We start from the raw sequence: 13,391 nt of genomic DNA on the forward strand, positions 1-13,391 counted from the left end.
GTCAGATAAAACCAGTCGACCTTTCAGATAAGAGTCGCGAGATGTTTCTTGCCCTATAATCCCATCCTTTCGTAAGGCTTTTCGTTTTCTTATGACTGACTCTTCCCGAGACGCCCTGTATGCGGCCCTGTTGTACGGACTGGTGTCCGTCCTGTGGCTGGCATTCTGCGACTACCTGCTCCTGGAAATCATCGAGAATCCCGCGCAATTGGCCTTGGCGCAGCAGATAAGCGGTTATGCCTGGGTGTTGCTCAGTGCCGTTCTGGTTTTTGTTGCCCGTGGCCGATTGCTGAAATGTATACGCAGTGACGACCGGCCGCACCGTCAAAGTGAAGATCATGACCGCTTGCGCCTGGCGGCGGCGGTGTTCGACAGTACCCATGAAGGCGTCGTGGTCACCAATAGCGAGGGGCTCATCGTCCACGTCAATCGCGCCTTTATGCAGATTACCGGCTACCAGCAGGACGAAGTGCTGGGCGTGAATCCGAGCAAGTTCAAATCCGGACGCCATGGCCCCGAGTTCTACCGGCAGATGTACCGCTCGATTCTCAGTGCCGGGCAGTGGAGCGGCGAGATCTGGAACCGACGCAAAAGCGGCGAAATCTATCCGCAATGGCAGACCATCCGCGGCATCAAAGGCGATAACGGTGAGATAAAACATTTTGTTGCAGTTTTTTCCGACATCACCGCCATCAAACGTTCGGAGCATGAGCTGCTGCAATTGGCCCATTACGATGCGTTGACGGGTCTGCCGAACCGTCTTCTGTTCATCGACCGCACCAGTCAGGCGCTGGCGTCGGCTCGCTCCAGCAAGCGCGGGTGCGCGCTGCTGCTGATCGATCTCGATCATTTCAAGCTCATCAACGACAGCCTGGGGCATAACGTTGGCGACGAAATCCTCAAGGCCGTCGGTGAGCGTCTTGAAGGTTTCTTCGATAAAACCCTGACCCTCGCGCGGCTGGGCGGCGATGAATTCGCCTTGTTGATCGAAAACTGCCAGCAAGTGGTTCAGGCGGCCAGTCATGCGCAGCAGATTATCGACGGCTTCAAAGCGCCGTTTCTGGTCAACGAACAACAATTATTCATCAGCGCGAGTGTCGGCATCAGTCTGTTCCCCAGCGACGCGCTGAGCGCCGAGCAACTGTTGCGTAACGCTGATTCGGCTCTGTTCAAGGCCAAGAGCGACGGGCGCGATGGTTATGCGTTGTATACCGAAGAGCTGACCGCTCATGCCCAGCAACGGGTGCAACTGGCCAGCGAGCTGCGCCGCGCCATCGAGAATGACGAGCTGCGCGTCTTTTATCAGCCCATCCATGATCTGCAGGACAGCTGCATTGTCGGCGTCGAAGCGCTGGTGCGTTGGCAACATCCGCAGCGCGGTCTGGTGCCGCCGGGGGAATTCATTCCGATCGCCGAGCAGAGCGGTTTGATCGCAGACATTGATGCCTGGGTGCTGAAGACTTCGTGCTATCAGATGACCCGCTGGCTGGCGGCGGGCGTTGCGATTTCCTTTGTGGCGGTGAATGTCTCCAGCCGGTTGTTCAGTCGTGGCGACCTGGAGCGCCAGGTGGCGAAGGTGCTGACTGAAACCGGGCTGGACCCGGTTTATCTGGAGTTGGAAGTGACCGAAAGCGCGGTCATGGAAGACCCCGAACAAGCCATCGAGCAGATGCACCGGCTGCGCGGCCTGGGCCTGAGCTTGTCCATCGACGATTTCGGCACCGGCTATTCATCGCTGCTGCGACTCAAACGGATGCCCGTGCAAAAGCTGAAAATCGATCAGGGCTTCGTCGCCGGGCTGCCCGGCGATGAAGACGACATCGCCATTGTCCGGGTGATCATCGCCCTGGCAAAAAGCATGGGCATGCGGGTGCTGGCCGAAGGCATCGAGCACGCCGAGCAAGCCAGCTTCCTGCTGGACAATGGTTGTCAGCTGGGCCAGGGCTACTGGTTTGCGCGCCCCACGCCTGCCGAGCAAATCGATTGGCTGCGCGCTCCAGGGTTTCGCGAGCCTGTCATCTAGCCCGCCCGCACCCCGCGTTTTAACCTAAATTCATTTTGGTTATATATAGATTCTTAAATAGTCTTTTTAAGAATAACCGCGCGTCTCTAATATTGCCTCCATGCCACAAGCAGTCCGGACCCAGAACCGGCACTGCAGGCCTCTCAATTCAAGGAGCACGATCATGAGCGCATCTCTGCGTAGCGTTGACGGTCAGGACGAAGCGGCGATTCTGCGTGAGATTCAGAGTGCGCTGCGCGACCTGCGTTTCGGAGCGGTTGAAATCACTGTTCACAATGCACAGGTCGTGCAGATCGAGCGTAAAGAGAAATTCCGTTTGCAGAATCCGGGCACCAAGCCGAGCTGATAGACGCGATTCCTGCAGGACCGGCTTTAGCCGGGAGGAAGGTCGGGTGGATGCTTGCTCCCGGTTCAAGCCGGTCCTAGAAAGACACGATCATCAAAAAACTAGAAAAACCAACACAACCAGAATTTCCAGGAGCTTGATCCATGTCCATTCGCCGTTATGCGCTGGCCGCACTCGCCAGTGCCGTGTTTGCCGGTTCCGCTGTTGCCAAGGATTACGAGCTGCTCAACGTGTCGTACGATCCGACGCGTGAGTTGTATCAGGACTACAACGCCGAGTTCATCAGCTTCTGGAAAAAGACTCATCCGGACGACAAGGTCGACATCAAGCAATCCCATGGAGGTTCGGGCAAGCAGGCCCGCTCGGTGATTGATGGCCTGCGCGCTGACGTCGTGACCCTGGCGCTGGCCGGTGACATCGATGAAGTCGCCAAACTGGGCAAAGGCTTGCCGGAAAACTGGCAGACCCGCCTGCCGGATGCGAGCACGCCGTACACCTCGACCATCGTATTTCTGGTGCGCAAGGGCAACCCTAAAGGCATCAAGGACTGGGGTGATCTGATCAAGAAAGACGTTTCGGTCATCACGCCAAACCCGAAAACCTCTGGCGGTGCGCGCTGGAATTTCCTCGCGGCCTATGGCTACGGCCTGAAGACCGGCGGCAGCGAAGCCAAAGCCAACGAATACGTAAAAGAACTGTTTAAGCACGTCCCTGTGCTGGACACCGGCGCTCGCGGTTCGACCATCACGTTCGTCAACAACGGTCAGGGCGATGTGCTGCTGGCGTGGGAAAACGAAGCGTTCCTGGCGCTGAAAGAAGACGGCGGCGCGGACAAGTTCGACATCGTCGTACCTTCGCTGTCGATTCTGGCTGAGCCGCCAGTCGCTGTTGTCGACAAGAACGCCGAAAAGAAAGGCAACACCGAAATCGCCACTGAATACCTGAAGCACCTGTACAGCAAGGAAGGCCAGGAAATCGCCGCGAAGAACTTCTACCGTCCGCGTAACGCTGAAGTCGCCGCCAAATATGAAAAGCAGTTCCCGAAACTGAACCTGCTGACTATCGACAAAGACTTCGGCGGCTGGAAAACTGCGCAACCGAAATTCTTTAATGACGGCGGCGTGTTCGACCAGATCTACCAGGCGCAGTGATGTAGCTCAGACACCTGTAGGACTGGCTTTAGCCGGGAGGACGCTCTCGCGGCTAAAGCCGCTCCTACGGTAGATCGCGTTATGTCAGCGAGCGTTTTTTAGCTGAACAAAGGACCCGCATTCGATTGCGGGTTCCGTGTATCAACCAAGGACTTTTATGTCGCGACGTACCTCCCCCGTCATACCCGGCTTCGGGCTGACGCTGGGTTACACCTTGGTGTACCTCAGTCTGATTGTGTTAATTCCGCTGGCCGCCATGTTCATTCATGCCGCGCAGCTGACCTGGGATCAATTCTGGGCAATCATCACCGCGCCGCGCGTGCTCGCGGCTCTCAAACTGAGCTTTGGCACTGCGTTCTATGCGGCGGTTATCAATGGTCTGATCGGCGTATTGCTGGCCTGGGTATTGGTGCGTTACACCTTCCCCGGTCGCAAGATCATCGACGCGATGATTGATTTGCCGTTCGCCTTGCCGACCGCCGTAGCCGGTATCGCCTTGACGGCGTTGTACACGCCGACCGGGCTTGTCGGGCAATTCGCCGCAGACCTGGGTTTCAAGATTGCGTACACGCCGCTGGGGATCACCCTCGCGCTGACCTTCGTCACGCTGCCGTTCGTGGTGCGTACCGTGCAACCGGTGCTGGCTGACATCCCCCGGGAAGTCGAAGAAGCCGCCGCTTGCCTGGGCGCGCGTCCATTGCAGGTGTTTCGTCACATCCTTGTTCCCGCGTTGCTGCCCGCCTGGCTGACCGGTTTCGCTTTGGCGTTTGCCCGTGGCGTCGGCGAGTACGGCTCGGTGATTTTCATCGCCGGCAACATGCCGATGAAAACCGAGATCCTGCCACTGCTGATCATGGTCAAGCTCGATCAGTACGATTACACCGGCGCGACGGCTATCGGCGTGATGATGCTGGTGGTTTCCTTCATTCTGCTGCTGCTGATCAACTTGCTGCAGCGGCGCATTGAAACCCCATCCTGAGGAGGCGCAGAGCATGTCCTATTCATCTGTTTCAGCCGCCGCCTCCTCCAACGCCGCCCGTCGTGGCAGCGCAGTGTCGCGGCGTATCCTGATTGGCCTGTGCTGGCTGGTGTTCATTCTGTTCCTGGGTTTGCCGCTGTTCATCGTGGTTTCCCAGGGTTTGAAAAACGGTCTGGGCGCGTTCTTCAGCGCGATTCTCGAACCGGATGCCTTGTCGGCCCTGAAGCTGACGGTCATCGCCGTATTGATTTCCGTGCCGCTCAACGTGGTGTTCGGCGTCAGCGCGGCCTGGTGCGTGAGCAAATACTCGTTCCGTGGCAAAAGCATGCTGGTGACGCTGATCGACCTGCCGTTCTCGGTCTCGCCGGTCATTGCCGGTCTGGTCTATGTGTTGATGTTTGGCGCTCAGGGTCTTTTCGGGCCGTGGTTGCAGGATCACGACATCCAGATCGTGTTCGCGCTGCCCGGTATTGTGCTGGCAACCATTTTCGTCACCGTGCCTTTCGTGGCTCGTGAACTGATCCCGCTGATGCAGGAGCAGGGCACCCAGGAAGAGGAGGCCGCGCGTTTGCTCGGCGCCAACGGCTGGCAGATGTTCTGGCACGTCACCGTGCCGAACATCAAATGGGGCCTGATCTACGGCGTGGTGCTCTGTACCGCGCGGGCCATGGGTGAGTTCGGGGCGGTGTCGGTGGTTTCCGGGCACATTCGCGGCGTCACCAATACCCTGCCGCTGCACGTCGAAATCCTCTACAACGAATACAACCACGTCGCAGCCTTTGCGGTGGCGAGCCTGTTGCTGATCCTGGCGCTGTTCATCCTGCTGCTCAAGCAGTGGAGCGAAGCGCGCATTAACCGTCTGCGCCAAAGTGCGGCGGAGGAATAATTCATGTCGATCGAAGTCCGTAATGTCAGCAAGAATTTCAACGCCTTCAAGGCCCTGAACAGCATCAATCTGGACATCCAGAGTGGCGAGCTGGTGGCGTTGCTCGGCCCGTCCGGCTGCGGCAAGACCACTTTGCTGCGCATCATTGCCGGTCTGGAAACTCCGGATCAGGGCAGCATCGTTTTCCACGGCGAAGACGTCTCCGGCCATGACGTGCGGGATCGTAACGTCGGGTTTGTGTTCCAGCATTACGCGCTGTTCCGGCACATGACGGTGTTCGACAACGTCGCGTTCGGCCTGCGCATGAAACCCAAGAATCAACGCCCCAACGAAACCCAGATCGCGGTCAAGGTTCACGAGTTGCTGAATATGGTGCAACTGGACTGGCTGGCGGATCGTTATCCGGAGCAGTTGTCGGGCGGGCAGCGTCAGCGCATCGCCCTGGCGCGGGCGCTGGCGGTCGAGCCCAAAGTCTTGCTACTCGACGAGCCGTTTGGCGCCCTGGACGCCAAGGTGCGTAAAGAGCTGCGCCGCTGGCTGGCGCGTCTGCACGAAGACATCAACCTGACCTCGGTTTTCGTGACGCACGACCAGGAAGAAGCCATGGAAGTGGCGGACCGTATCGTGGTGATGAACAAAGGCGTGATTGAACAGATCGGCTCGCCGGGTGAAGTCTACGAGAACCCGGCCAGCGATTTCGTTTATCACTTCCTGGGCGACTCCAATCGCCTGCACCTGGGCGAAGATCAGGTATTGTTCCGGCCCCACGAAGTGTCGTTGTCACGCCATGAGCTGGAAGACCACCACGCCGCACTGGTGCGCGACATCCGACCGCTGGGCGCCACGACGCGGGTGACCCTGAAAGTGGAAGGCCAGAGCGAGCTGATCGAAGCCGAAGTGGTCAAGGATCACGACAGCCTGGTTGGCCTGACGCGGGGCGAAACGCTGTTCTTCAAGCCCAAGGTCTGGCAGAAAGTGGCGAATATATAAGCGCCACGCCTGCTGTAGGATCGGGTTTAGCCGGGAGGGTGATTGACAGGGTGATTGACGCTCTCGCGACTGAAGTCGCTCCTACGGTCGCTCCTACGGTCGCTCTTACGGCCGCTCCTACGGCCGATTCGCGAGCAAACTCGCTCCCACGGGTTCTCGATTCCATCAAACTATCGGCTTCAAGTCCCGCTTGCGCACCACGCCAACCCTTTCCTCAATGGCATGCTGCAACGGCTTGCGCAGTCCCAACAGAAACGCCAGCTCGGCCACGACAAACAGCGGGCCGATGATCAAGCCGGTCACGTCATCGATGAACGCCGGTTTGCGGCCTTCGTAATAATGGCCGATGAATTGGATGATCCAGCCCACCAGAAACATCCCGACGCCGGCGCTCAGCCAGATCAAAGTCGACTGCTGCGCCAGATGCGCGCCTGTCCAGACGCATAGTCCCAGCAAGGCGGCCATCAACACGCCGAACGGCCCATCCAGACGCAGATAGAAAATCACCGACGCCAGACTCACCAGCGCTGCCGGCGATAGCCAAAAACCGCCCAACATCCAGCCTGGCCGCGACAACAGGATGGCGACCGCCAGAACAATCAGCGGTATGCCGATGAAATGGCTGACAATATTTCGGGAATCGCGATGGTAGGACGCGTATTGGCTGAGATGATCGACGAGGTTTTTCATTATTTTTCCTCTTTGGCTGACGCTCGGAGTTTGCTACGGTTTCGGCCATAAAAACTATTGTGTGGTCACAGGGAGCAAGCGAAAACATGTCAAACGGAGCTGCATGGCGGTCGCGCTTGATGAACGATTATTGGTTCGCCAATCTTCCCGCCGATCTGCAGGATAGCCTGTTGGACGCCTCACGACAGCGTCGCCGAACCCCGGGCAAATTACTCTTCGAAAAAGACGACGCGCCTTGCGGCCTTTACGTTGTGCTCGAAGGTGGGTTTCGCATGGGCAGCATCGTCGATCAGCGCCTGGCCCCGCGCCTGGAAGAAATCCGCATGCCTTACTGGTTTGGCGAGGTGTCGTTGTTTGATGGCTTGCCGCGCGCCCATGATGTGTATTCCCAGGGCAACAGTATCTTCCTGCATATTCCCCAGGAGTTGCTTATCGGGATCCTGGAAAAAACCCCCGCGTACTGGCGATTTTTTGCCGAGTTGCTGAGCCAGAAACTGGGTCTGTCGTTGGTGCATGCCGAACGCATCAAGCTACTGCCCGCCAAGGCGCGGGTCGCGTGGCGGTTGCTGATGTTGTCCGAAGGGTACGGCCCCATGAGCCATGCCCGGCGCTTGATCGCACTGGACGATATTCAGTCAATGCGCACGGCGGCGTTGTCGCGTCCGGCGCTGCTTGAAGTGCTTCAGGATCTGCACACGCGCAAGATTCTGCGCCTCGATGCGGACCGGGTGGAAATCTTCGATGTGGTGAAATTACGCAAGGCGGCCAACGTCATGCGTGCCAAATCGTTATGCTGACGGCTCAGACAACGAGGTGAGTCATGCGGCTGCTGTTAGTGGAATACGATGCCAAGACGGCAAACAACCTGGCTGAAGGCTTTTCCAAATCGGGTTTTACCCTGGATGTGGCGCTCAATGGCCTGGACGGCCGTCACTTTGTCGAAGAGCAAACCTACGACCTGATCATCCTCGACGTGATGCTGCCGGGCCTCAATGGCTGGCAATTGCTGAAATTGATACGTCAGCGCGGCACCACGCCGGTGTTGTTCCTGACCGCCGACGACGCCATCGAAGATCGCTTGCGCGGCCTGGAACTGGGCGCCGACGATTATCTGCTCAAGCCGTTCACCTTTGATGAGTTGCTGGTTCGCGTGCGCACCTTGTTGCGTCGCGGACCGACCGGCGATGCCGCGAGCTACAGCATTGCCGACCTTGAAATCGACATGACCCGGCAACGCGTCAGCCGGGGCGGGCAGCGGATTTCCCTGAGTGAAAACGAGTTCGCCTTGCTGCAACTGCTCGCCAGTCGCCAGGGCGATGTGCTTTCGCGCAGCCTTATCGCGGCCCAGATATTCGCGGGCGACACCCGCCCCATCGATGTCGCTATCCACCGCCTGCGTTCGAAAATCGATGAGCGCTACCTGCCCAAGCTGATCCATAGCGTGGGTGACGTGGGTTATCAGCTGGCAGTGCTGGATGCATTTGATTTGCGCTAGTGCTGGGCCTGTGCGGGATCTTGTGTTCGAAATTCCCGGGCCTCGGGTAGACGGGCTTTTGTGGGAGAGGACTTGTCCTCGATAACCAGCCCGGATGACCTGATCTTCCTGACCCACATACGGTGCTGAAGTGACAGCCATCGAGGACAAGTCCTCTTCCACAGGGAAGTGGGAAACCATCGTGACTGCTCAGTCATTAGTCGTCGTATAACATCACCGCTCATTCCTTTCCCTCCGCAAAACTCCAAAACCCCTATAGCCAATAGTCGTATCCCTCTTTCTCCAGTTGACATTGTTACAGGATGTGTCTTTAAGTCGGCTAAGTCGTACGACGACTAGGCGAAATCGACTTTCGTCCACCATAAAAATAATACAAATGGTAACAACGTCATGAACGTCTCTTTCTGCACCCTCGGGTGGGATTTTCCCTGCAGCGCCTCTTTCATCGCCCCTTCGGCGCGGTCGACTCGCGCGCTGCAATCGGTCACTCATAACTGAACACAACCGCCGCCCGGTCTTCACCGGGAGACGCTCGCCACCACTCCAAAAACAACAGGGTGAAGAGATGAAAATCAAAGGAATACGCTGGTGGATGGTCGGGTTGGTCACGGCCGGCCTGATCGTCAATTACCTCGCGCGCAACACGCTGTCCGTGGCAGCGCCGACGCTGATGAGCGAGTTGAGCATCAGCACCGAGCAGTACTCGCATATCGTCGTGGCGTGGCAGGTTTGCTACGCGCTGATGCAACCTGTTGCGGGTTACATCATTGATGCCATCGGCACCAAGATAGGCTTCGCGATTTTCGCCGTGGCCTGGTCGGCCGCCTGCGCGGCGGCAGCGTTCGCCACGGGTTGGCAGAGCCTGGCGATCTTTCGCGGCATGCTCGGCCTGACCGAAGCCGCAGGCTTGCCGGCTGGCGTCAAAGCCACGACCGAATGGTTTCCGGCCAAAGAGCGTTCGGTGGCCATCGGCTGGTTCAACATCGGTTCGTCCGTAGGCGCGCTGCTGGCACCGCCGCTGGTGGTCTGGGCAATTCTGCAAAGTGGCTGGGAGCTGGCGTTTCTGATCGTCGGCGCGCTGGGCATTCTGTGGAGCGGTCTGTGGTTGCTGCTCTACAAACATCCCCGTGATCAAAAACGGTTGAGCGACACCGAGCGCGATTACATTCTTAGCGGCCAGGAATCGCACCTCAAGGATGTGCCGACCCAGAAAGGCAGCTGGAAGAAAATCATCACCAGCCGCAATTTCTACGCCATTGCTTCGGCGCGAATCCTGTCCGAGCCGGCCTGGCAGACGTTCAACGCCTGGATTCCGCTGTATCTGATGACCGAGCGGCACATGAACATCAAGGAAATCGCCATGTTCGCCTGGCTGCCGTTCCTTGCTGCAGACATCGGCTGCGTACTGGGCGGCTACTTGAGCCCGTTCTTTCACAAGTACTGTAAAGTCTCGTTGTTCACTTCGCGCAAGCTGGTGCTGCTGTTCGGCGCCTCTTGCATGATCGGCCCGGCGTGCATTGGCCTGGTGGACAGCCCTTACACCGCCATCGCCTTGCTGTGTGTCGGTGGCTTTGCGCATCAGACGCTTTCCGGCGCGCTGTATTCGATCACGTCGGACTCATTCGGCAAAAACGAAGTGGCGACCGCGACCGGCATGGGCGGCATGTTCGGCTATCTCGGCGCAGCGGCGTTCACCCTGGTGTTCGGCGTGCTGGTGACCAAGATCGGCTACAGCCCGCTGTTCGTGGTGCTGGCGATCTTCGATGTGGTGGCGGCGATTGTGGTGTGGAATGTTGCCCGGGAATTGCCGAAGCAGCCGGATCCGGTTGTTGTCGAGCCAGGGAATGCGCCGCTGTTACCGACCGTATAAACCAACCCTGTAGGAGCGAATTTATTCGCGAGACGATGTTCCTGATGACTCAGACTCAATGCCTCGCCAACAAGTTGGTTCCTACAATTTCCTGCGAAGACGTTCGCTTTTTTGTAACACAACACGTCTATCTTCAACCGTGCCCGCAAAAACACGCGGGCACGGACACCACGATTTCATAGGGGGAGCGCCTTAGGCAGGGAGCTACCCCTTTTTTTTGTTCTGCATATGCTATTAAGTGCTTAATAAATAGCTTCTTATTCCTTAACGAATATATATCCCTTCCTTATACTTGGCCTTATGACCGCACCCATGCAGGAGGCTGACCCCATGCACAACGAGTCGATTCGCTATCTGATCGTGCCAGGCTGGCAAGGGTCACCCGATGATCATTGGCAAACCCATTGGCAGAACAGCCTGCCTAACAGTACGCGCGTCGAGCAGGCCGATTGGCTCAAGCCGCGTCGCGAGGATTGGGTTGGCGAATTGCAGCGCAGCATTGCCGCCGACAGCACGCCGGTGATTTTGATTGCGCACAGCCTGGGGTGCGTGACTGTTGCTCATTGGGCGCGCCTGGCGCCATTGGAATCCTTGCGTCAGGTGCACGGCGCGTTGTTGGTTGCGCCAGCGGATGTCGAGCGGCCCAACTGCTCGCCGGCGCTGCGTAATTTCGCGCCGATCCCCAAGGACTTGCTGCCGTTCCCGACGCAGATCGTCACCTCCGATAACGACGCGGCGGTCAGCACGCAACGGGCCATGGAAATGGCCCGGGACTGGGGCGCGGATATCGGCATTCTCAGTGAAGCAGGGCATATCAACGTCAAATCCGGTCATCGCCGTTGGGAACAAGGCTTCGCTTATCTGTATCGCTTGCAGAGCCGAATGGAACATCACGCTTTGCGCCGCGCATGAACTCATCAGGCGCGATGAACGTCGCGTTTTCCTGTTCCCTGTGTCGTCAATTTTCTCAGCCGGGCCCTATGGCCCGGATATTCATTTTTTAACGCGTGGGCCGTTGTAAGGCTCGGGCGGGAGTTTTGCCATGAGTCTCAAAGAACCCTTCGGTCAGCCGTTACTGACTTTCCCCGATGCCGAAAAAAGCCCGCTGAGCATTCGCGCCAAAGCGCTGGTTTTCGTTGACCCACGTTCGCGACAGTTGCGTGAGGAAATGGAACAGCTGGCGCCGCGTGCGCTGCCAGTGCTGATCCGCGGCGAATCCGGCACGGGCAAGGAATTGCTGGCGCGTCACATTCATCGCGGCAGTGATCGCACCGGCCTGTTTGTGTCGGTCAATTGCGGCGCGATCAGCCCGACCTACGCCGATGCCGAGCTGTTCGGGTATGCCGCCGGCGCCCACAGCGGTTCGGTCAGCAGCCGCGCCGGCTGGTTCGGCTCGGCCAACGGCGGCACGCTTTATCTGGATGAAATCGGCGATCTGCCGCTGCCGATCCAGACCAAACTGCTCGCTGCCCTGGAAAACCACGAAGTCACCCGCGTCGGCGCCCAGCAGCCCAGCCCGGTGGACGTGCGCCTGGTCGCGGCAACCAGCATCGATCTGGCCAAGGCCGTAGCCGCCGGTAAATTCCACGAGCGGCTATTTCATTACTTGAGTGAAGGGCATCTGGAATTGCCTTCGCTGCGCGAACAACCGGGCAACATCCTGCCGCTGGCTGAATATTTTCTCGGCATCTATAGCAATCGCCTGAACCTCGAAGTCCCGCTGATCAGCGACGCGGCGCAGCACGTGCTCGAAGCCCACAGCTGGCCTGGCAACACCCGCGAGCTGGAAAACGTCATCCACTTCGCCTTGCTGGTCAGTAGCGGTGACGAGATCCTGCCGGAGCATCTGAACCTGCCGGAAAACGTCGACCCACTGGCACAGCTCGCCCGGCGATTGGCACCTGAACAGCTTGGCGAACTGAAGCGGTTGCTGGCCACGTTTGATCTGGCTTGATTACAGCTGTTCCGGTCCATACAAAAAAGCATAAGCATTTGCTAAAAAAGTATTGTATTGGAATAAAAAATATCGGTAATGTCCGCTCCACGCCCCCGATGCCATCCGCGCTGGGGGCAACTCATTGAAGAGCTGTCGTACACAACGACCTCGATTTTCTTTAAGGACATTGCATGAAAAAGACATTGCTGTTGACCGCTCTGGCGGCCGTATTTTCGGTAAGCGTGGCTCAAGCGGCCGAAAAGCTGGTGGTGGGCGCGACGCCAATTCCTCACCAGGAAATCCTTGAGTTGATCAAGCCGGATCTGGCCAAAGAAGGCGTAGACCTGCAAATCAAGGTCTTCACCGACTACGTACAGCCAAACGTACAGCTGAACGAGAAACGTCTGGACGCCAACTACTTCCAGACCAAGCCGTACCTGGAAGGCTTCAACAAAGGTAAACGCGCAACCCTGGTTACCGGCGTTGGCGTGCACGTTGAACCGTTTGGTGGTTACTCCAAGAAGTGGAAGTCCTTGGCTGAGCTGCCGGAAGGCGCAACCATTGCCATTCCTAACGAAGGCAGCAACGCCGGTCGCGCTCTGTTGCTGTTGCAGAAAGGCGGTCTTATCACGCTGAAAGATCCAACCAACGCACTGTCGACTCCGAAAGACATCGCCACCAACCCGAAAAAACTCAAGTTCCGCGAGCTGGAGTCTGCTGTTCTGCCGCGCGCGCTGGATCAGGTTGATCTGGCGTTGATCAACACCAACTACGCGCTCGAAGCCAAGCTGAGCCCGCGTAAAGACGCACTGATCATCGAAGGCGCTGACTCGCCGTACGTCAACTACCTGGTGACCCGCTCCGATAACGCTCACACCGATGCTATCGAGAAGCTGTCCAAGGCCCTGACCAGCCAGAAAGTCAAAGACTTCATCAACAAGAAGTACGACGGCGCGGTACTGCCTGCGTTCTGATTTCGTAGGCGCGCGACTTGTGTAGGACTGGCTTTAGCCGGGAGGCATTGG

Annotated in this window: 13 protein-coding genes; 12 read left to right on the forward strand and 1 reads right to left on the reverse strand. The window is 57.9% G+C overall.

Annotation, left to right across the window (positions count from 1 at the left end):
- Positions 1 to 91 precede the first annotated feature (91 nt).
- From dibA to CFII64_RS25495, 6 genes are all read left to right on the forward strand, one after another.
- A complete protein-coding gene (dibA, locus tag CFII64_RS25470; protein WP_020293744.1) occupies positions 92 to 2,023 on the forward strand; it encodes a phosphodiesterase DibA in 1,932 nt (643 codons plus the stop codon).
- Between the two features lie 163 nt (positions 2,024 to 2,186).
- Positions 2,187 to 2,369 (forward strand): sulfur starvation response protein OscA, encoded by a 183-nt coding sequence (gene oscA, locus CFII64_RS25475; protein WP_020293745.1) that lies wholly within the window; start codon positions 2,187 to 2,189, stop codon positions 2,367 to 2,369.
- Positions 2,370 to 2,512: 143 nt separating this feature from the next.
- On the forward strand, positions 2,513 to 3,520 hold the full coding sequence (locus tag CFII64_RS25480) for a sulfate ABC transporter substrate-binding protein (RefSeq protein WP_020293746.1): 1,008 nt from the start codon (positions 2,513 to 2,515) through the stop codon (positions 3,518 to 3,520).
- Between the two features lie 157 nt (positions 3,521 to 3,677).
- Positions 3,678 to 4,499, forward strand: a complete 822-nt coding sequence (gene cysT, locus CFII64_RS25485; protein WP_020293747.1) for a sulfate ABC transporter permease subunit CysT — start codon at positions 3,678 to 3,680, stop codon at positions 4,497 to 4,499.
- Between the two features lie 13 nt (positions 4,500 to 4,512).
- Entirely contained in the window at positions 4,513 to 5,385 is an 873-nt protein-coding gene (gene cysW / locus CFII64_RS25490) for a sulfate ABC transporter permease subunit CysW (RefSeq protein WP_020293748.1), read from the forward strand.
- A gap of 3 nt (positions 5,386 to 5,388) precedes the next feature.
- Complete coding sequence (locus tag CFII64_RS25495) at positions 5,389 to 6,375, forward strand: sulfate/molybdate ABC transporter ATP-binding protein (protein WP_020293749.1); 987 nt, start codon at positions 5,389 to 5,391, stop codon at positions 6,373 to 6,375.
- 165 nt (positions 6,376 to 6,540) lie between these two features.
- Here CFII64_RS25495 and CFII64_RS25500 read toward each other — a convergent pair whose 3' ends face one another.
- A complete protein-coding gene (locus CFII64_RS25500) occupies positions 6,541 to 7,065 on the reverse strand; it encodes a DUF962 domain-containing protein (RefSeq protein ID WP_020293750.1) in 525 nt (174 codons plus the stop codon).
- Positions 7,066 to 7,151: 86 nt separating this feature from the next.
- Between CFII64_RS25500 and CFII64_RS25505 the strand changes: the two genes are divergently transcribed.
- The 6 genes from CFII64_RS25505 to CFII64_RS25530 all read left to right on the forward strand — a co-directional run bounded on the left by CFII64_RS25505 (position 7,152) and on the right by CFII64_RS25530 (position 13,340).
- Entirely contained in the window at positions 7,152 to 7,862 is a 711-nt protein-coding gene (locus CFII64_RS25505; protein WP_044901689.1) for a Crp/Fnr family transcriptional regulator, read from the forward strand.
- Between the two features lie 23 nt (positions 7,863 to 7,885).
- Positions 7,886 to 8,560, forward strand: coding sequence for a response regulator (locus CFII64_RS25510; protein WP_020293752.1), 675 nt, complete (start codon positions 7,886 to 7,888; stop codon positions 8,558 to 8,560).
- A 592-nt stretch (positions 8,561 to 9,152) separates the two neighbouring features.
- A complete protein-coding gene (locus CFII64_RS25515; RefSeq protein ID WP_020293753.1) occupies positions 9,153 to 10,430 on the forward strand; it encodes an MFS transporter in 1,278 nt (425 codons plus the stop codon).
- A 330-nt stretch (positions 10,431 to 10,760) separates the two neighbouring features.
- On the forward strand, positions 10,761 to 11,342 hold the full coding sequence (locus tag CFII64_RS25520) for an alpha/beta hydrolase (RefSeq protein ID WP_020293754.1): 582 nt from the start codon (positions 10,761 to 10,763) through the stop codon (positions 11,340 to 11,342).
- 130 nt (positions 11,343 to 11,472) lie between these two features.
- Positions 11,473 to 12,384: a sigma 54-interacting transcriptional regulator gene (locus CFII64_RS25525; protein ID WP_020293755.1), complete on the forward strand. Its 912-nt coding sequence runs from the start codon at positions 11,473 to 11,475 to the stop codon at positions 12,382 to 12,384.
- Positions 12,385 to 12,557: 173 nt separating this feature from the next.
- A complete protein-coding gene (locus CFII64_RS25530) occupies positions 12,558 to 13,340 on the forward strand; it encodes a MetQ/NlpA family ABC transporter substrate-binding protein (protein ID WP_020293756.1) in 783 nt (260 codons plus the stop codon).
- Positions 13,341 to 13,391 lie beyond the last annotated feature (51 nt).

Origin of the sequence: Pseudomonas sp. CFII64 (assembly GCF_000416235.1) — a bacterium.
Taxonomy (GTDB): domain Bacteria; phylum Pseudomonadota; class Gammaproteobacteria; order Pseudomonadales; family Pseudomonadaceae; genus Aquipseudomonas.